This is a genomic window from Acidovorax delafieldii 2AN (genome assembly GCF_000175235.1).
GTDB classification, from domain to species: domain Bacteria; phylum Pseudomonadota; class Gammaproteobacteria; order Burkholderiales; family Burkholderiaceae_C; genus Acidovorax; species Acidovorax delafieldii_B.
The window spans coordinates 1-17,639 of sequence record NZ_ACQT01000014.1 but is presented as its reverse complement, the minus strand read 5'-3'; the positions used below and the strand labels follow the sequence as shown (position 1 = coordinate 17,639).

Annotated in this window: 26 protein-coding genes and 1 pseudogene; 7 read left to right on the top strand and 20 right to left on the bottom strand. The window is 60.9% G+C overall.

Annotated features, from left to right (window positions below; genetic code table 11):
• Positions 1–26 precede the first annotated feature (26 nt).
• The 18 genes from ACDELDRAFT_RS04220 to ACDELDRAFT_RS04130 form a co-directional block, all read right to left on the bottom strand.
• Complete coding sequence (locus ACDELDRAFT_RS04220) at positions 27–458, bottom strand: hypothetical protein (protein ID WP_005793775.1); 432 nt, start codon at positions 456–458, stop codon at positions 27–29.
• Positions 455–889 (bottom strand): hypothetical protein, encoded by a 435-nt coding sequence (locus ACDELDRAFT_RS04215; protein ID WP_005793773.1) that lies wholly within the window; start codon positions 887–889, stop codon positions 455–457. Before ACDELDRAFT_RS04215 ends, ACDELDRAFT_RS04220 begins: the two co-directional genes overlap by 4 nt.
• Positions 886–3,042, bottom strand: a complete 2,157-nt coding sequence (locus ACDELDRAFT_RS04210; protein WP_005793771.1) for a portal protein — start codon at positions 3,040–3,042, stop codon at positions 886–888. The genes ACDELDRAFT_RS04215 and ACDELDRAFT_RS04210 overlap by 4 nt, the downstream gene beginning before the upstream one ends.
• 3 nt (positions 3,043–3,045) lie before the next feature.
• Positions 3,046–4,566: a terminase family protein gene (locus tag ACDELDRAFT_RS04205; protein ID WP_232504717.1), complete on the bottom strand. Its 1,521-nt coding sequence runs from the start codon at positions 4,564–4,566 to the stop codon at positions 3,046–3,048.
• Positions 4,567–4,607: 41 nt separating this feature from the next.
• Positions 4,608–5,330: a hypothetical protein gene (locus ACDELDRAFT_RS04200; protein ID WP_005793768.1), complete on the bottom strand. Its 723-nt coding sequence runs from the start codon at positions 5,328–5,330 to the stop codon at positions 4,608–4,610.
• A gap of 53 nt (positions 5,331–5,383) precedes the next feature.
• Positions 5,384–5,911 (bottom strand): hypothetical protein, encoded by a 528-nt coding sequence (locus tag ACDELDRAFT_RS04195; RefSeq protein WP_005793767.1) that lies wholly within the window; start codon positions 5,909–5,911, stop codon positions 5,384–5,386.
• A gap of 80 nt (positions 5,912–5,991) precedes the next feature.
• Positions 5,992–6,381 carry a DUF968 domain-containing protein gene (locus tag ACDELDRAFT_RS04190; RefSeq protein ID WP_100084398.1) on the bottom strand — a complete coding sequence of 130 codons (390 nt, stop codon included), beginning with the start codon at positions 6,379–6,381 and terminating at the stop codon, positions 5,992–5,994.
• A gap of 65 nt (positions 6,382–6,446) precedes the next feature.
• On the bottom strand, positions 6,447–6,890 hold the full coding sequence (locus ACDELDRAFT_RS04185; protein WP_100084402.1) for a DUF1367 family protein: 444 nt from the start codon (positions 6,888–6,890) through the stop codon (positions 6,447–6,449).
• A gap of 5 nt (positions 6,891–6,895) precedes the next feature.
• Positions 6,896–7,696, bottom strand: coding sequence for a hypothetical protein (locus ACDELDRAFT_RS26075; protein WP_005793763.1), 801 nt, complete (start codon positions 7,694–7,696; stop codon positions 6,896–6,898).
• Positions 7,696–9,078 carry a replicative DNA helicase gene (locus ACDELDRAFT_RS04170; protein ID WP_005793761.1) on the bottom strand — a complete coding sequence of 461 codons (1,383 nt, stop codon included), beginning with the start codon at positions 9,076–9,078 and terminating at the stop codon, positions 7,696–7,698. Before ACDELDRAFT_RS04170 ends, ACDELDRAFT_RS26075 begins: the two co-directional genes overlap by 1 nt.
• Positions 9,075–9,782, bottom strand: a complete 708-nt coding sequence (locus tag ACDELDRAFT_RS25550; RefSeq protein ID WP_232504716.1) for a hypothetical protein — start codon at positions 9,780–9,782, stop codon at positions 9,075–9,077. The genes ACDELDRAFT_RS04170 and ACDELDRAFT_RS25550 overlap by 4 nt, the downstream gene beginning before the upstream one ends.
• Before the next feature lie 118 nt (positions 9,783–9,900).
• Positions 9,901–10,425 carry an HNH endonuclease gene (locus ACDELDRAFT_RS23560; RefSeq protein ID WP_157764887.1) on the bottom strand — a complete coding sequence of 175 codons (525 nt, stop codon included), beginning with the start codon at positions 10,423–10,425 and terminating at the stop codon, positions 9,901–9,903.
• 92 nt (positions 10,426–10,517) lie between these two features.
• Positions 10,518–10,721: a hypothetical protein gene (locus tag ACDELDRAFT_RS04155; protein WP_005793757.1), complete on the bottom strand. Its 204-nt coding sequence runs from the start codon at positions 10,719–10,721 to the stop codon at positions 10,518–10,520.
• Positions 10,718–11,008 carry a hypothetical protein gene (locus ACDELDRAFT_RS04150; RefSeq protein WP_005793755.1) on the bottom strand — a complete coding sequence of 97 codons (291 nt, stop codon included), beginning with the start codon at positions 11,006–11,008 and terminating at the stop codon, positions 10,718–10,720. Before ACDELDRAFT_RS04150 ends, ACDELDRAFT_RS04155 begins: the two co-directional genes overlap by 4 nt.
• Entirely contained in the window at positions 11,008–11,271 is a 264-nt protein-coding gene (locus ACDELDRAFT_RS04145) for a hypothetical protein (RefSeq protein ID WP_005793754.1), read from the bottom strand. The genes ACDELDRAFT_RS04150 and ACDELDRAFT_RS04145 overlap by 1 nt, the downstream gene beginning before the upstream one ends.
• Positions 11,268–11,684: a transcriptional regulator gene (locus ACDELDRAFT_RS04140; protein WP_005793752.1), complete on the bottom strand. Its 417-nt coding sequence runs from the start codon at positions 11,682–11,684 to the stop codon at positions 11,268–11,270. The genes ACDELDRAFT_RS04145 and ACDELDRAFT_RS04140 overlap by 4 nt, the downstream gene beginning before the upstream one ends.
• The gene (locus ACDELDRAFT_RS04135) at positions 11,671–12,177 is read right to left on the bottom strand and encodes a hypothetical protein (protein ID WP_005793751.1); all 507 of its coding nucleotides are present in this window, start codon (positions 12,175–12,177) and stop codon (positions 11,671–11,673) included. The genes ACDELDRAFT_RS04140 and ACDELDRAFT_RS04135 overlap by 14 nt, the downstream gene beginning before the upstream one ends.
• 74 nt (positions 12,178–12,251) lie before the next feature.
• The gene (locus ACDELDRAFT_RS04130) at positions 12,252–12,497 is read right to left on the bottom strand and encodes a transcriptional regulator (RefSeq protein WP_005793750.1); all 246 of its coding nucleotides are present in this window, start codon (positions 12,495–12,497) and stop codon (positions 12,252–12,254) included.
• Positions 12,498–12,568: 71 nt separating this feature from the next.
• Here ACDELDRAFT_RS04130 and ACDELDRAFT_RS04125 point away from each other — a divergent pair, with 71 nt between their 5' ends.
• The 3 genes from ACDELDRAFT_RS04125 to ACDELDRAFT_RS04115 all read left to right on the top strand — a co-directional run bounded on the left by ACDELDRAFT_RS04125 (position 12,569) and on the right by ACDELDRAFT_RS04115 (position 14,767).
• The gene (locus tag ACDELDRAFT_RS04125) at positions 12,569–13,285 is read left to right on the top strand and encodes a LexA family transcriptional regulator (RefSeq protein ID WP_232504715.1); all 717 of its coding nucleotides are present in this window, start codon (positions 12,569–12,571) and stop codon (positions 13,283–13,285) included.
• Positions 13,286–13,328: 43 nt separating this feature from the next.
• Positions 13,329–13,625 (top strand): HNH endonuclease signature motif containing protein, encoded by a 297-nt coding sequence (locus tag ACDELDRAFT_RS04120; protein WP_005793747.1) that lies wholly within the window; start codon positions 13,329–13,331, stop codon positions 13,623–13,625.
• Between the two features lie 104 nt (positions 13,626–13,729).
• Entirely contained in the window at positions 13,730–14,767 is a 1,038-nt protein-coding gene (locus ACDELDRAFT_RS04115) for a P63C domain-containing protein (RefSeq protein WP_198403210.1), read from the top strand.
• Positions 14,768–14,809: 42 nt separating this feature from the next.
• Here the strand turns inward: ACDELDRAFT_RS04115 and ACDELDRAFT_RS04110 are convergent, their stop codons facing one another.
• Positions 14,810–15,049 (bottom strand): hypothetical protein, encoded by a 240-nt coding sequence (locus ACDELDRAFT_RS04110; protein WP_040328045.1) that lies wholly within the window; start codon positions 15,047–15,049, stop codon positions 14,810–14,812.
• Positions 15,050–15,359: 310 nt separating this feature from the next.
• A complete protein-coding gene (locus tag ACDELDRAFT_RS04105) occupies positions 15,360–15,638 on the bottom strand; it encodes a hypothetical protein (protein ID WP_157764885.1) in 279 nt (92 codons plus the stop codon).
• A gap of 579 nt (positions 15,639–16,217) precedes the next feature.
• On the opposite strand from ACDELDRAFT_RS04105, the gene ACDELDRAFT_RS04100 reads away from it, so the two are divergent.
• The 4 genes and pseudogenes from ACDELDRAFT_RS04100 to ACDELDRAFT_RS04085 form a co-directional block, all read left to right on the top strand.
• Positions 16,218–16,511: a hypothetical protein gene (locus ACDELDRAFT_RS04100; protein ID WP_005793742.1), complete on the top strand. Its 294-nt coding sequence runs from the start codon at positions 16,218–16,220 to the stop codon at positions 16,509–16,511.
• Positions 16,508–16,687: a hypothetical protein gene (locus ACDELDRAFT_RS04095; RefSeq protein ID WP_005793739.1), complete on the top strand. Its 180-nt coding sequence runs from the start codon at positions 16,508–16,510 to the stop codon at positions 16,685–16,687. Before ACDELDRAFT_RS04100 ends, ACDELDRAFT_RS04095 begins: the two co-directional genes overlap by 4 nt.
• A gap of 140 nt (positions 16,688–16,827) precedes the next feature.
• Entirely contained in the window at positions 16,828–17,262 is a 435-nt protein-coding gene (locus ACDELDRAFT_RS04090; RefSeq protein ID WP_005793738.1) for a hypothetical protein, read from the top strand.
• 82 nt (positions 17,263–17,344) lie between these two features.
• Positions 17,345–17,639, top strand: a pseudogene (locus ACDELDRAFT_RS04085) (hypothetical protein); the annotation flags it as partial.

The window sequence follows — 17,639 nt, the reverse complement described above, 5'->3', positions numbered from 1 at the left end:
TCCAGTGGTTGGTCAATTAATGAAGGTCAGTCGCGGCTCTGCTCGCGGGCGATGGCATGCACCACGCCGTGGAAAACGTAGGCTGCCGCGCGCTGGCTGGCGGTCAGCAAGGCCACGGAGGTGCCGTGGTGTGCGGTTGCGTGCAACTCAGGGTTGTTGAGGAACGCCGCCACCTTGGCGCAGGTGTGGTCCTTGTCCTTGTCGGCCAGTCGCTCCCACGGCGGCGTGGTGTAGTCGCCGTAGGCTGAGTTGTGTGCGGCCACGGTTTCATGCGCCACGCGGGCGATGGCTTTCACCAGAGCGTCCTGGGCAGAGTTGGCAGCGCCTGCGACTTCCTCGGCCTTGTGGTCCTTCAACTGACAGGCGTAGCACTGATGCACGCCGCCCGGCCCCATTTCGCCGCAAATGTCAGCCTCGCCGTGGCCAATAACTCTTCGGGATCCGCAATAGGTGGTCATGGTCTTCCTTCTTCAGTGGTGGTCTTTTGTGCCGAGCTCCAGATCGCCCGGGCGTCTTCCAGCGCGTTGTGAGGGATGGCCGATGCCTCGCTGTTCAGGTCTCGACGCACTTCGAGCGTCAGCGGTGGGGTGTCCAGACGCATGCCTGGGCCAGTAATCAGGGCTCGGCAGAAATGTGCGATGTCCTCCGGCCAGTCGGCCACGATGTGGACCGTCCGATATGCGGAGAGCCAGGCCTGCAAGCGCTGCTGCAGCATTCGCAGAGAGGCGTAAGGCTGCCCAAGCACGGGAATCACGTTGGCTGCCACCCATGGCGAAGGGTCTTGGCAGTTCAGGACAGCGTAGAAATCGCGCCCGGTTTCATCCACCATGCCCAGGGAAATCATTTCCCCGCCGAAGTCGTTGAACTCGGTGTCGATGTAGATATTCATTGGCCAACCCCAGGTTGCATGCCATCGGCTTCTGGCGTTTCGATGCCGTCAGCGAACCCAATTGCAGGGCTTGCTGGCGTGAGTGGGTCTGTGTTCTCAGGAATTAGCCCGGGCGGTGCAGCATCGGCCGGCACACCTCCGGCAAGCGCCGCGACTGCGGGCCCTGCGTCCTGGTCTTCGAACCCCTGCGAGCCCAGCATCTGGTCTGCGACTGCAGTGGTCTGCGGTGCTGCGACGACGACCTGGGCGCTCTGCATGGCGCTGTACATCGTGCGGCCTCGCACTTCGACGGTCTCCGCGCGTACCTTCTCTGCCTGGGCGGCCATGAGTTCAGCACCTGCCTTTGCCTTAGGGTCTTGCGGCTGCTGCTGACCGGCGAGCTGGTCCATGATCTGGTGCTTGTCGGCCAGGTTGGAATAGCGGATCACCGTCGCATCCGGGATGGCCACGCCCTTCTCACGCATCTCCAGCGCCTGCTGGAACTGGCTGTTCTCGAACGTCACCTGCATCGGCTGCTCGGTAATCACCACGTCATAGTCCCCTACGGTCACGTCATTGACGTAGGCGCCTGTGGACGGGTCGAACTTGTTGATTTCCAGCACGGAATCGATCGGCTTGCCGGTCACCGGGTCGGTCTCGGTGATGCGGAACATTCGATAGCTGTCGTAATAGCGCTGGATCAGCTTGAGCAGGCGCTTGGCCAGCAGGTTGCGCGTGTAAGTCAGGTTGTCCAGTGGCACGGCCAGCTGCTGCTGGCTGGCGAACTGGTCGGCCTGCTTGGCGATGCCCGAGACTGCATTGCCCTCCTGGCCCCGCATGGCGTCGGGCACCGTCACGTCCTTGAGCGCCTTGGTGGACATGGCGATCAGCTTGTCGATGCCGGGCGGGACTTGGTTGGGCTGGATCTTCTCGGGGCGCTGACTGCCCTTCTTGTATTCCACGATCAGGCCGGTCTTTGCACCCACATCGTTGAGTTCCTCGGTGCTCATGTTTGTGAGCGAGTTTTCCTCCACCGTCCAGCCTGAGTTGGCCGTGGTGTTGATGATGTGGACCTCTTGACTTACCGCCTTGTTCAGCACCTCCTGCGGGCCGATAGCGTCGTCCACCATGCCGCGTGTCTCGCCGCGGCGGAAGTATGCAAAGTACGGGATGACGGTGAAGTGGTCGTAAGGGCTGTACTGGTCGAACAGCGTGGTGCTGTAGGTCGCCACCACCCAGCGCACGCGCCGGTGCATGCGGCGGGCCTTGACGGCGCCATCCTTCAAGGCCGTGTCAATCGACTCCTGCGACAGCGTGTCCATCACCACGATGTTCCCAGCTTCGGGGAACACCAGGCAGTCGGTCATCTCGAACACAAAGCGCTGGCGGTCGATGACGCGAAAGCGCTTGAGCCCGTCATCGTGGGCGCCAAAGGCGTCGTACTGGCCTGGGAAGCGGATGCCGCCGAACTTCGAACGCTCTGTTTCTCCGTCCTGGAACCCCCAGTCGCTGGATTCGTCGCCCGACTTCTCGGCAAGGTCACGCGCATTGCGCCCGTATAGCGACTCGATCTCGTCCAGCGTAAGCCAGCGGGTCACCATCACATCGGCCCACTTGTCCGGGTCGTAGCTCTTGGCGTCCGGGTCGGGGATAACATCGCGCGGGTCCAAGGTAGCCAGGTCGATCTCGCCCTTGATGTTCTTGTCGAAGTTCATGCGCAGGTCGTAGTACCCGCGCTGCTCGATCAGTCCATCACCGAACATCTGGGTTTCGTGCCACTGGAACTGCGTGCTGTCCAGGACCTGCTTGACCAGCTTGTTCAGGATCGTGGCCACATTGCCATCGCCCTTCTCGCCGCGCGGGCGAAAGGCAACGTCCATGCGGTTGTGGATCTGGTAGCCCAGTGCCGTATTGATCGACGGCTTGATCTGGTTGAACTCGTAGAACGGCCGGCCCTGGTTGCGCAGGATGCTCTTGTCCTCTTCCAGCCACTGCTTGCCGCCGCCCAAGTACATGTTCTCGTTGCGGCGGGCGATTTCTGTGTATTCGAGGTGGCCGCGCCACTTGGCATAGAGGTAGCGGTGCCAGTTCTCAATGGCCTGGGAGTTGTCGAGGCTCTCGCCGGTGGCATGGCCCGGAGTTACGGCCTGGTTGATGTTCTTGAAGGTCGCCATGTCTTATGCGGCCTGGGCCGATCCTGCGGTTTGTGAGTGGATGCCCAGGCGGTCGCGCCAGCTAGTCTTGCGCTTGCCTTTGTCCAGCAGTGGTATGCCCTCGCAAAAGGTCATGGCCACGGAGTCGCCCTTGTCTGGGCTGCGCCCCAGCGCCTCGCGTATCTCGTCCTTGTCACGGATCTGGATGGCTGCGCCCTGCCCCATCGTCACCACCTTGTATCGGACGGCAGTCAGGTCGCCCAGCAACTCCTGGTCGGGCGGAAGTGCGATAGGTTGTTCTGCTGTGGGGTCCAGCGCCTCGCGCAGGCGCCAGTACATTTCTGCGCGGCGGTTGCGAAAGCGCATCGTTCCTGCCTTGTCCATGTGGTCGCTGCGCTCGCTGCCTACAACGGCATACACCAGCAGTCCCAGCCCTTGGATGAAATCAAGCGCGCTCGATCCAATGCCGATGGCGTCCACGGCGATAGGCGCACCATTGCGCACTAGCGGCGCGGTGAATGCGGCCGTGGTTGGGCCGTCCTTGGTCACAATGCCAGGCTCGGAAATCAGCACATCAAACCAGCAGTCATGCCGGCGGGCGACACTGGTCTTGTCTGTTCCACCACGGGCCGGGTCCAGTCCCAAGACTGTCATTGGTCCCTTGTCCTGGCGCGGTTGCCATCGGGCTTGGGCGGCCTTGACCCATTCAGTAGGGATCAATTGCCAGGCGGGATCAGCGGCGCCAGCGCTGAAATCGCCCCGCAGCATTTGCGAGCGCAATGGCTCTGGCAGTGATTGCAGCGTGCCTTTGTAGCCCGTGCTGGCCAGAAATAGGTTGTCATCCACGCTGGAAGGGATGAAGGTGCGGCTCTTGGGCTTCATCAGCTCTGTGCCGACCAAGACCATTTCCGGGCCGGGCACTTCCATGTCTTCGCCCTTCTCGTCCGTAACGTACCAGCGCAGTTCGCCCGGCTTGGCGCGGTTGGGGTGCTGTGGGTCAAGCCAGGCGGCCCAGAAACGTTTGACCCACTCCCCTTCAGCCGTTGTTGGCGGGTTGCCAGCGCACACTACGCGCTGCCGGATTTCAGGGCGATCCGTGCGCAGCCAGCCGATCAGGGTGCGGAATTGCAGCTCTGTGAAGTGGCAGATTTCGTCAAACAGCTTCGCGTCGTGCGGGCGCCCCTGGTACTTCACCCAGTCACCCGGCTCTTTGACGCTGCCAAGCTCCAGCACGCGATTGCCAGGCAGGCGCCATACGCCAGTCTGCGAGTTGTATCCCTTGCGGTGGCCAAGGATCTTGGTCATCCGTTCTTCGATGCCGGTCAGCTGCACTGCCTCGCGCCGGAAAATAATGCTGTGCTCTTGGGTAGTCAGCGCCAAGCCCATCAATAGGTCGGTCTTTCCTCCCCCGGCCGCGCCGCCATAAAACACAATGTCGGCCTTGGAGTGGTAGGCGGACTGCTGGGGGCCGGGCTGTGGAACCCACTTCTTGGCATCGCCAGCTAGCAGCAGGGTGTCCATGAGCGCCTTCGCCTCGGTCGTCATGGCCTGTATCTTCCCCATCAGCTCAGATACGGTAGGCGTCGTCATGCAGCACCGTCCCCGTTCATGAGATTGAACAGGCGCACGGCGCGCTCTGCGTCGGTCATGCGGCTGGCCTTGGCCTCGTCGTCGGACTCGCCGCCATCATCCAACCCGAACGCCTCGCGCTCACCCTTGCGCACCTTCTCGTCCACATCGGCCAGCTTCTTGAGGTCATCCACAAGGGCTGAGCGCCCCATGGCCTTCCTCAGTGCATCATTGGCGCGGTCGATGCCGTTCTCGTCCGGCTTTCGGACCATCTCAATCACTTCGGCCAAGTCCGCCATGTTCTCGGCGGCCTGCTCTATCTGTGCGAGCAGCTTTCCCTTGATCTCGGTGAGACGATTCAGCCCTGTGCGGTGGGCCAGGATGACGCGGGTATTGACCTCTGCCGCAGCAAGAACTGTCTCTGCTGCGTTTTGCTGCGCGCTGCTGCACTCTGCTGCAACGATCGACTCAACCAGTTTGGCATTGGTTGCCTGCTTGATAGCGTTGGACAGGTCTTGCGTCCATCCGCCCTTTGCTGCGCGCCTGGAGATCGTGGCGTTGTTGGCCCCATGCTTGGCTTCCAGTTCCCGCAGCGTGAACTTCCCCGTGCGGTAGTCCCGCTCTACAGCCTCCCAGTCCGTCCTGCGCTTGACGGGCGCAGCAGAGCCTGCGGGCTTTTTGGGCGCAGCAGGCTTTGTGGCTTGGGGTGCGGGCGTGTGGGCCGCTGGTTTGGATGCCATACCCCGGAGTGTTCCTGGTGCCAGTCCTGGCGTCGAACCGGAGTGGGGGGTAATCACTCAAGCAGTGCCATCTGCTTGGTTTGCGCGTCATCCACCCCGGCATGCACACGCAGCGCCTTGATCTCCCGGCGCGCCTCCTTGAGTTCCTTAGCCAGCTCGTGGCAGAGCACCACGGCCTTGTTTGCGGAATCCGTCTGGGCCAGTTCATGCAGGAACCCAGCGAACCACCGGGCTACGTCCCTTGCCTCGGTCGGCGTCAGCTCCAAAAGATCAGAGCCGATCTCCAGCTTCACCAGGCCACTGCGCAGGCCAGTCACGCTCACTGGGCGTGATGCGGGGAACTGCTCAATCACTTCCAGCTCGCCCATTCCGGCGCGGCGCAGCTGGTCTTTTTCTATCCATCGCTCGACGTGATCATCCACGATGCCCGGCTTCAGGCCCGTTAGTTCTGCCAGGGCGCGGCGGTTAATCCGACGGTCGGAGTTGCGCAACTCCAGAATCGTGGCCCAGATCAGATTTCTGTTCGCAAAGCGGTCCTTTTTTTCGCTTCCTGCATCGGCCGCAATGTCAGGTGTAGTCATGGTGTCGGTCCTCCAGGTAGAATGCGAGTGCTCGGTTCGCAAGAATCTGGAGGGCCCGCCTTGTGCGGGCTTTTCTTTTTCTACGGGTCCGGGTAGCGCAAGCCGGGCGGCCACACTCCCATGGCTCTGATGCGGCGCTGGGTGTCCGCTACCCACGCAGGCTCAATCAGGCGGCGTGCTTCCTTGCCAAACAGCGCGCCTTGATCAAAAAAACTGTGGCATCCACGCTGGCCGGGGCGGTCTGCGCACAGGGGGAAGGTCTGCAGATCGCAGGCCTTCGTGCCCATTCCCTTGCCCGTGTTGGCATGTGCAGCCTGGCTGTGACCACAGATTCCGCAGTGCTTGCAGGGGAGTTGGGCCACCAGGCGGAGGTATGCCTGGCTGCGGATGGGCGTGTCCTTTGGCGCTGAGGCGGGCGCATCCACCACCGGCTGCGGCGCGCGGAAGGCGCCGGGGGTGACGGTGGGCATGGCGCGCAGGCGGTCTGGGTCGCGTTGCTCACGGCGGGGTGCTCGGGGACGGAAGCCGGTTCTTTTCACGCCCAACCCTCCACGATCATCTCCATCAGGTGGTCGGCCATTTCACGCGGAATCGTCGGAAGGATGACCTGCAGCACGCCGTCCAACGCAGCGCTGTAGAACACCTCGAAAGCGTCCTGATCCATGGCGTCGTAGCTGACGCTGTGCAGCACCGGCACGATTTCGCCCGTGCGCGGGTCTGGAACTGGGTCAAAGTAGCCTGCAGCCAACTTCACGGCCACCAGCGCCTTCTCGGGCGTGTTGTAGGTTTCGCTGTTCTCGGCCACCAGCTGCAGCAGGGCGAACATCTTGCGGTGGTGAGCGCCATTGCGCGGTCGACTCCACTCCATCCGGAGCCAGGTGCCGGGCTTCATGGTTTCCAAACGGCGCTTGAACTTGGCCCATGCATCCTGATCGGCTGGAGTGCTTCCGACTAGGCCATTGGGGGACTTGATGAGCATGGCTTTCACTTTGCCCCCCGGTACGGCCATGCCACCATGGCGGCGTCGCGGGTGTGCTCGTTGCTTGCACCCGTCCAGCCGGTCAGAGCGGCGAAGCGCTCGGCGTTGACCTTGGCCCCCTTCCCTGCCGGGCTCACGCCGTGGGCCGCAATGCCCAGCTCACCACAGACAGCAGTGATGAGGAAGCACCAGGCATCCACCTGCCCCACGTTGCGGGCCATCTTGGCGCTGGCCGCCCCGCTCTTGCCTCGCGTCCAGGTGTGGGATTGCAGGCGCGAGTCCTCGAACACCACGCGGGCTGGCATCACCTCGCGCAGTACGCGCTCGATCTCGTTGGGGGCGATGGTGGCCAGGGTCGCCAGCTTGCCGCCAATGAAGGTGGCCACGCCGGTATTGGCGCCAGGGTCCATGCCCAGAATCGTGCTCATGCGTATTTCGCGCGCCTTGTCCATGTCCAGCTTCTTGTTGACATTGGCGCGGCGGGTACGGGCAATCTTTGCGGCGCGGGCCTTGCCCTTCCATGCACCGCGTTCTGCCGCACGCTTCCCTGCATCGCTGATGCTGGTCGCTTTCAAGTGCGCCGGATTGACACACCTAGCCTCTCCACAGGTGACAACTACAGGTTGCCGCGGCTGTGCTGGTCGGCCATCGAGCTCCACGACCATGCGACGCACCAGCTTGCAGCATCGGCCTTGAACCTTCATTTGCGGATAGCCATTCGTGCTTCCCTGCTGCCAGATCCAGCAGTCGCCCACTTCTTCGGTGCGGTCCTTGATGTGAGCGATGGTGAGGTCTTCAAACTGCATCAGAAGTCCTCCACATCACGCATACCGCGCTGTGGCGCGCGCTGCGGCGCTGCAATGGCCTTGCTGGGGGGCGGGCCCACCCACTCGCTGAAAGTTGTTTGCTCTCCGATGTAGCTCAGATTCAGGTAGCCGCACCGACCCTGGCGGTTTTTGGCCACACTCAGCTTGGCGTAGCTGGCCCAGGCTGGCCCCAGGTCTTGATTGGCCATGATCGGGCGCTTGATAAAAATAATCACGTCCGCGTCCTGCTCAATGGCGCCAGAGTCCCGCAGGTCGCTCATCATGGGCATCTGCTCTGGTCGTTCTTCGCTCTTGCGGTTGAGCTGCGCCAGGCACAGCACAGCAATGCCCAGCTCCTTCGCCAGCGTCTTGAGGCCCCGGCTGATTTCTTCCAGCTGGGTATTGCGATTGGCCTTCGCGTCCATCCCGGACATGAGCCCGATGTAGTCCACCACCAGCACATCCAGCCCGTGCACGCGCTTGAGGTTGCGGGCCTTCGAGCGGACCTGGTTGATGTTCAGACCGCCCTGGTCGGATGTATGCAGGTTTAGTGACTTTGCGCGGTCAACGCCATCCATCACCCGATCCCAAGCCAGTCCCTCGCCGCGGGTTGGCCGCTTCACCGACGACAGGCTCACCCGGCCCAGCATGGCGGTCAGCCGGTCATTCACCTCGCTGTGCGACATTTCCATCGACAGCAGGCCCACGCTGTACTCGGCAGCCATGTGCACGCCGATGGTCAGGCCCAGGGCGGTTTTTCCCATGCTCGGGCGTGCGCCGATAATCACCAGCTCGCCGGGGCGCAATCCGCCTTCCAGGTATTCATCAAGGTCTACCAGCCCGGTCGGCATGGCCCGGTTGGTGCCATCAGCGCGCGATTCCAGCACGCCCGTGTGCTGGGTCATCCCCTCGTAAGCGCCCACCCACTCATCGCGCGGCGCGTCGTCGATCAGCTTGGCCAGCTGACCTTGCGCGCGGTCCACGCGGTCGCCAATGCTGGTGCTGTGGTCCTGGCTCAACTCCAGCAGCTCGGTGCTCACGGCGCGCAGCTGGCGGCTTTTGAAGCGCTCGATCACCAGGTCGGTATGGCGGCGCAGGTTGGCAGAGCTGGGCACGTACATGGCCAGCTGGTGCACCTGCTCCATGCTGCAGCGGTCGCCCAGCGCCATCGCCACCGTCACCACGTCGCACGACTTTCCAGCGCCCAGCTGGCGGGCCACCTCGGCAAAGACCATGCGGTGCGTCTCGTCGGCAAAGTGCTCGGGCTTGAGCTTGTCGCCCAGGCGGTCCCAGCTGCCGTTGTCCAGCAGCAGCGCGCCAATCACGCCAGCCTCGGCCTCCATCGACCGGATGGCTTCCACGGGGAAATCTTCAAAGTTCATGCAGCCTCCAATTCACGGTTGTCGTAGTTGCCCTCAATGACCGCAGAGAACTTCGCCTCCGTCATCAGCCATCCAAGGTTGCATCCGGTCCATTTGCCGTCTCGACCAGTGAGAAAGTCACTCTTCGAGACGTAACCAAAAAACCGGTCGAAGAAGTCGATAGCCTCTTCGCGGCTTGACGCATACGGCTGTCCGTTGCGCTTCTTTGCCGTCAGAACCCACTTCCAGCGCGCTCGCATTGCATCCGCCTTCTTTCCGCTCCAAAGCTCTGGCTTCGGCTGAGACAGCATCGGGAGATGCTTTCCAAAAAGGTCAATCAATTCGACATGAGGGCAATCGAGTTGTCGGCTTGCCGATGACGAAGAAGCGATAGCTTCTTTAACGACTCCGACTCCGACTCCGACTCCGACTCCGACTCCGACTCCGACTCCGACTCCGACTAGACGGTTGTCCACGGTGGAGCACGGTGGATTTGCGTTTTCTTCGTCTGAATTACCGTGCTCTTCTGCTGGATCTGGGAACTTAGATTTGCTTTGCACGCGCTGACTGAACTTCACGATTTCTATGTATCGCTTCCCGTCCTGTGCCGGGTACACCCTTACAAGGCCCGCTGCCACACATGCGGTGGTCCACTTGCCAATGTCCGAGTCGGATACTTTGTCGATCTGTAACGGGTAGCACGCTGCGCGCAGCAGCTTGGGCATTGCATGGAACCGGCCGTGGTCGTCTGCCACCGACATGAGGCGCCGATAGAAGACTTCCTCAGCCCATGACAGCGCGCACACAGACTCGCTTGTCAGAATTCCATCGCGGACGATTCTGCTAGGCATCGTGCTTTTCGTCCGATGCGTTGGACTTGATGAAATCCCGCACAGCAGCGCGAAATCCGCCCATGTCCGTGCGAAGAATATCTGTCAAAACCACCAGTTCATCGCAGCTAAAAGAGTCGCGGCGCCAATCAGCAAGCTGGGCAGCCAAGGCCCCAACAAGGTAGGTATGGGGGTCATCGACATGCTGTGAATTCATCTCTTGCCGCGCGAAACCAGCCACAAGAGAAGCCGCCACGTCCCGGCTATACGGGCCGTCCGAAACGCAATAGGAGCAAGCAAGCAAAAGCTTGTCCTCATCTTCGTGGGTGGCTGCGTGGCATTCCTCGCACAGGACTGCAAGCTGCCCCACCTCATAATCCCAGGGCTCACGCCCTTTGAAATACTGCCGGTGGTGGACATGCAATGTGTTCTCTGCATCCATGCACCGCTCACAACGCCACTCGCTCGACTCAAGCACCTCCAGGCGCTTTTTCTGCCAACGTGGGTCTTTCAGCTTCTCAAAATAGCTCTTGGCCATTTGCATCTCCGTCATGCCCGGCAAAAGACACATCGGCAGAGCGGGCCGGAAGACCGCCTTTTCGGGAGCTACCCTAGCCGAGCGCAAAAACATCAATGCGCCCCCATGGCGCTGCACATGGCCAGCCGCGCTGCCTTGCGCGCCTCGGTCTGCGCGTTCATCTCTTTGAGGTGCCTACGGGCTGCATCGCGGTCGCCTACAGCCATGGCAATCTGCAGCTCTACGCCGGCAAGCTGTGCGGACAATGCGCGGCGCTTGTCGATCAACTGGGCGAGTTCGTAATCTGTGGTGGTCATGTCGTAACCCATCCTGGTGACAAGGAGCCATTGCCCAGCGAGCGCGAGAAAAGCACATCGCTGCGGCGGATATGCCCATCGCGGGCGGCTTGCGTGAAGATCGAGCCCCAGGCGCGCAAATCAGGTGGCGCAATGCCTCGGTCCATGGCGGCCAGCGTGACCTGCTCAGCGCTGAATGGCTGGCCACGGTGCTTGCGCGCAAAGGCGATCAAGAAGCCCAATGCCTCCTGGTCGAAGTTGCGCGGAGCTGGGGCCGCGCCAAAAAGGTCGTGCTGGCTGGTGCGCATCACTTGGTGCCTCCCTTGCTGATGCGAGCACGCCGGTCGGCGCTTGCCTGCGACTGCTCGCGGCTTTCAATTTGGATAGAGCCCATGGCGCGCGGCGCCAGAGAAACAGTGCGGCGGCCGTTTCGATCCAGGGCCTGCTGCACATTGCCCTCAATGGGTGCACGGCTGTGGTTGGTCTTGCGGGGGGCTGCTGCGGTGATGTCCAGATCGGGGCCGCGTGGTCTGACGCTTTGAAAAGCGTTGAGGGGGAGGCTGTGCTTCATGCTGCAACCCTCCCGGCCAGCAGTTGGCGCATCAGGCGGTTTTCAGCCTCGGCAGCCTGGGCACGCTGCTCTGCCAGTTCGGCGCGGCGCTCTGCCTCGGTCTTGATCATCACCAGCGTGCAGCCGACTTGGAATGCGGCCCACTCGGGATAGATCGTGTTGCCCACCAGCTCACAGAACTGGGCCACCAGATCAGCCTGCAGCGTGGCCTTGCCCTTCTTGATGTTGGAGAAGTACCCAGCGTCAATGCCCAACGCCAGATAGATCTCCTTGTCTTCCAGGCCGGAGACGCTGCAGGCCAGCGTGAAAGCTGCTGCGGCCGTCTTCTGGGCGCGGATCATTTCGAGTGGCACTGAGGCCCGCTGCGGCGCGCGGGCAAGTGCCAATTCGTGCTGGGTATCAGGCTGAAACATGCTGCGCTCCTTGAGTGCCGGCAATGAATCGGGCATCGTTGCCATAGACGGCAAAGAGAGTGCTGGCAGCTGCCTCTGCTTGCGCAAGATCGGCAAAGAAGCCGAGGTAGTGCATTTGCTTTCTCACCTTGGCCTTTACGACGTATCCGCTGCCTTGGGCGTAAACGCCCTTCGCCAGATCGCGAACGGATTGGCGGTTCAGGTTGTTTTGGGTGTAGTCGCAGGGGCGAAGATTGGCCCGCGTGTTGTCGAGGCCATCGCGGTTGAAATGGTCTACCAACAAGCCATCGGCGCCTGCCAGAAGGCGGTGCATGTACAGCCGCTTGTACCCGCCGCCATCCTTCGGCACGTTGGTAGCCGCGTAGCGCTGCTGCCCGCATCGGACCATGTGCCAGCGGTGCTGCGCTACCAGTGGAAGATCAGCGCGATCGACCTTGGCAAAAGTGCCCTGGGACAGAGGCACTTCAACCGGCAAAGAATCATTTGAGTTCATTTGAGTACCCTGTCAGGGCAAAAAAAAGCAACCATCTGGGCATGCAAAACGAAACACAGATGGAAGTTCATGGCTCATGCCACCTGCACGGGGTTGGCCAGTTCAGGCCAGATCAGGTGCCAGTCGTCGGGGCGCAGGTCGCGGCGGGACACTGCGCCGTTGGTGGCGCGTTCGATGGCCAAGCAGTGCTGAACAGGAACAGGGCGAACCCCGCTTCGCCACTGATGCACGATGGCTGGGGCCACATCAATCGCCTTGGCAAGGCCTGCTTGCGAACCCAGTTGCTCGCAGGCCTGGTGAATGGCTTGTTGGTAGGTCATGAGCAGAACTTTAGCATTGCTAAAGTAAAAACACAAGCCATGCTAAACACTCATGCAAATAGCATTGCTATATGAATGAAGGCATGACCCCAGAACAAGAAGGCGCCCGCCTCAAAGAGCTTTTGGGTACTCGCAACAAAACTCAATTTGCCAAGGATGCAAAAGTACCTGGCGGAGCATCCATGCTGTCGCAGCATTTGAGTGGGCACCGGCCGATCAGTCTGAGTGCAGCAACGGCCTATGCGATTGGCCTAGGGGTGCGGGTTGAAGACTTCAGCCCCCGGCTTGCGAAAGCCATAGCTGATGCGGCTCAGACAACCACAGTCCAAACCCTAAGCCCCTCACCATCGCCAGGCGTGCCGGTGGTTCATGTCCCCCTGCTGGCCAACGCGGGAAGCATGGGCCCAGGCACAGACATCCAGCACGATGACATCCTGGTGGGTCAGATCGCTCTGTCAGAGCAGTGGGTGGCCAGGCGCCTGCAGCCGACGAAGCTGAACGCCCTCCGCTTTATCCACGCCTACGGCGACAGCATGAGCCCGACCTTTGAGGACGGAGACATTCTTTTGGTGGACACGGGTATCAAAGATCCCAAAATCATTGATGGCGTCTATGTCATGGCCGCCAACGACCGCGTTTACATCAAGCGCGTGCGCCAGCGCATGGATGGGGTTGTGGAGATCAGCAGCGATAACGCCACGGTGAAGACGGTGGACGTGCTCAATGGGGACCACCGCATCGACATTCTGGGTCGCGTGGTGTGGTGCTGGAACGGGCGAAAGCTGTAAAGCTCACCGAACTACGCAATTTGCGGTGGATGAGTAGTTACCGATGCGCTGGCTGCTGATTCTGCTGGCCCTGACCAGCTTGGACGCTACGGCGCGCATCGACCGCGACCGCGCCCAGGTGCGCGCCTTCCGCGCCGAGAACCCCTACCCCGCCACCGGTCGCACGCGCGGGGCCTGCCCTGGATACCACGTTGACCACATCACTCCACTATGCGCAGGCGGCGCAGACCGGCCCGAGAACATGCAGTGGATCACTCGGGAAGACCACCGGTTCAAGACGCTGGTGGATGTGAGAGAGTGCAGGAAGCTGGAGCGGGCTGCGCGAAGGCCTGCGGGGTGAGGCTGTGGCGCCTTGGGACTGGCGAAAGCGCAAAGGATCGCCAACTTGAAATGCTTGCAAATATCTTGCACAAGCATGAATGCTTGAATTAACATTGTGCATGCATGCTCAAGAAAGGAAGCAACATGCTGCCAAAGGATCCAAAACGCCAAGCCGCAGGCAAGGCTAGAGCGGAATCTCTTACTCCCCAAACACGGCGCGCAATCGCGAAGCGCGCTTCAGGGCTGCGCTGGGCAAAAGAGTTTGGGCTACCGCAAGCCATCTACGGATCGAAGGAGAGCCCGCTCAAGATCGGTGATTTGACTGTCGACTGCTATGTTCTTGAGGATGGAACTCGCGTTCTAACTCAGGAGAGCTTTCTAACCGTCCTGGGCCGTGCCGCCAAGGCAAAAGGTGGACACGGCGTGAGAACAGCAGTCGACAGCCTCCCTCCTTTTTTGGCAGCAGCAAACCTTAAGCCGTTGATTGATAAGGAAGTTTCTCGGTCGACAGCACCAATTGAATTTGTCACCCCCGCTGGGGCCCGCGTGTTCGGATACCCAGCTGAGCTTTTGCCAGAGGTGTGCCGCGTCTACCTTTCAGCGCGGGACGAAGGTGTTCTGCTTTCTAGCCAAGAGCACATCGCGATGCGCGCAGACATGCTGGTGCGAGCTCTCGCAAGTATCGGGATTGTGGCGCTTGTCGATGAAGCGACTGGATACCAAGAGGTACGCGATAAGAAGGCACTGTCTGCACTGCTCGACAAGTACCTGCTTCAGGAGTTTGCCAAGTGGGCGAAGCGCTTCCCTGACACCTTTTATAAGGAAATGTTCCGACTGCGCGGCTGGACCTATCCATCCATATCTGGGGGAAAGCCTGGGGTTGTTGGAAAGTACACCATGGATATCGTCTACCAACGACTCGCTCCTGGACTTGTAAAAGAACTCGAAGCGCGTAACCCAAAAGAAGATACTGGCCGTCGTAAAGCGGCCCATCACCAGTGGCTTACAGAGGATGTTGGGCATCCAGCTCTTAGCGAACACATACACGCCGTAACCGGCCTCATGCGTGCAGCAGATGACTGGGACCAATTCAAGCGAATGCTCGACCGATCGTTTCCAGTAAAGGGTGACCAGTTGCAGTTGAAATTCGATGACATGTAAAGGAACATCGCCTATCGCGCAAGCCACCTCCGGGTGGCTTTTTCATGGGCGCAAGAACGTAGGCACCCACGTCGGGTCGTAGGCCCCGCCTGGCCCGCTGTGCAAGTCCCAGATCGTCGCGCCGATCTTCACCAGGCGTTCCATGTCCCGCTCATAGCTGTCTGAGCACACGTCAAGCTCATCGATCAGCGCCGCCACATGCGCGATGGCGCTCTCCGGCGGCAGCGCACCGCCCACCTTCGCCATCTCCACGATCTTGAGCATCACATCGGTGTGGTTCATGCCGGGACTGTGCGCCATGACTGAAACCAGTGCAAGTCAGCCCACCCACTGAGGTGGTCTTTTTTTCGCCTGTGCGGCCCAGAAAAAGAAAGGCCATCTCGGGCTACGATGGAAGTTCCTCAACAACCATCCCGAGAGGGCATTCAAATGAGCTCACGGCGTGCCGCGCCCTGAATGGGCCTTGTTCTCACGCTACGACAGGCGCGCAGACAACGTGGAGATGTACTTCACACCAGCAGCAAGTGCTCTTGCCACCCAATTTGGCGCCACAGCCTGCGACAAGCCTACGCACAATGAGTTCAGCCTTGGTCTACTGTGCGGCGAGGCAGACGGATTGCTTTTCCACTTCCCCGACCACCCGCGCATTCCAGGCTAGAGCAAAGTTGGACACCAGAGTGCCTGCAGGGAACCCCTCAGTGCGGCCGTCCAAATACAAGCGCCACACATGCCCCTCGAGGCTGCGCAGCTCATAGAGCAATTCGTCGTTTCCCATAACAACCTTCCAACCGCCCTTGAGGCGGTTTTTTGTTGCCCGCCCGGATTGGGCGTGAAGAAATTTTAGCAATTCATTTAGCAATGCTGTTGACAATTAAATTTAGCATTGCTAAAGTACACTCATCGCAGCAAAACGCAGCGACAGGGTGAGCGGATCGGCGGTCACCACGGAACGGTTCCTTAAAAACTAACCATGAGCAATAGCCGCACGCAGTGATCAACAGCGCGCAGCGCGGGAAACCGTCTCCAGTCCCCGAAGTGGGTAAACGGAGTAAGCGAAGGCGCCGCGAGGTGCCGACGACGCGGCAGGGCACACCGCGTGAGACAAAAGAGCCGCCCTTTCCGGTGCGGGCGATAGCACCTAACCACCAGGCAGCCAAGCGCTGCGAAGGAGAACACATGACCACTCAATGAGCCGGACAACCCGGCCGTACAGCAACAGCACGCGAAAGCCACGCGATAGACGGCATGGGATTCAAGTTGGCCGATGGCTGCGGGAGCGCCCACCCCGTGATAGCCAGGAGAAGCCGCCCTACTGCACACCGCCTCAGAGCGTCATAGCTTGGGCCTAACCCTTCCCACAGTGGAGCCGGATTGAGTAACCGGCAGCCCTGCTCACGCGGGGCAAAACCAGAGCCTTGCGTGCATGGCTGTGGTTTTCAAGGAGATTGACATGGCAATAGAAGGCACGACATTCACCGTTGCGGGCACCAGCGATTACCCGGTGTGCGACTGCTGCGGAAAGACCAACCTGACACGCGCAGTGATGGTGCGCAATGAGTGCGGCGAAGAGTTCAACGTGGGCTGCATCTGCGCTTCCAAGGTGCTGCGCCAGCGATACCAGGGCAAGAAAGTGAAGCTCAGCACTGCCGCCGTGATCTCCATCGGCAAGGCGGCCAGAGCCAGCAAGGAATGGAAAGAGCGCAACGGCTACGGGGCACACAGTTTCCAACTGGTGGCGGCATGAAAGTCACCGACCTGACCGCCCGCCGCAAGGTGGCAGAGCGCACCAACTACGCCTCCATGGTGATGGAGGAGTGGGACCGGCAGAACCCCGACAAGAAGCAAGCCAAGCGCGTAGGCAAGCCCTCCACGCTGGACACAGATGCCAATGTGCGCCGCAAGGCCAAGTCTGCGTTGTAACCCACCGTCCCGGCCAAGCGCCGGGGCCATCGCCCATCTTCATTCCCTCCAGCGGCGCCCCCACAGCGCCCTTCCCCGCTTCGGCGGGTTTTTTATTCCAACCAGCCCGCACCACGCGGGCTTTTTCTTTGGAGCACACGATGGGCTACGACACGAAATTCAGCGGCGCTTTGAAACTGTCCCGCGCGCTCACTCTGCCCGAGGCAGCTGTGATTCTTGAGGCCAACGAAGACCCCGACACGATCCCCGCCGAGGACCGCCCGGCGCGCAGCTACATGCAGTGGGTTCCTTCGGAAACGCTGGACCACATCGTCTATGACGGCAACGAGAAGTTCTACGACTACGTGCCCTGGCTGACTTGGCTGCTTGCTCACCTCAAATCGCTTGGCGTAACGGCAACCGGAACCCTCCACTGGAGCGGCGAATCCGCAGGCGACACCGGGACCATCGATGTTCTTGATTCAGACATCACCGTGCGAAGCCGCAAGTCCCCAGCGGGCGATCCTCACAAGCCGCTGACCCTACAAGCCCTGCAGGCAATGGCATTTGCTGCGCTGAAAAAGCCAGCCGCCTGACCGACTTCACAGCCCTCCCCGTGAGGGCTTTTTCTTTTCCCGCCCAGGAGGCGCAATGCAAAACGTAACCCAAGGAGCCAGCATGGCTGATTCGACCGCGACCACCAACAACATCCAGATCACCAAAGACCGCGTGAAATCGTGGGCAGCGTGCAGCGATGGCTACCGCTGGTTTCTGGGCAAGTTCCCCGAGGGCGCAGAGTTCGTGCCGGTGTACCGCGCGCTGATCGCTGATAAACGCGGTGACGACGCTGATTGGCTGGTGGGCAAGTTGTTTGACGAGCTGGACACTACCACCCGCGTAAAGCAAACGGCCATCATTGCTGGCGCTGATGCGGTAGCGATTGCGGAGCAGGTTGCCGCAGGAGCAGAAGCCG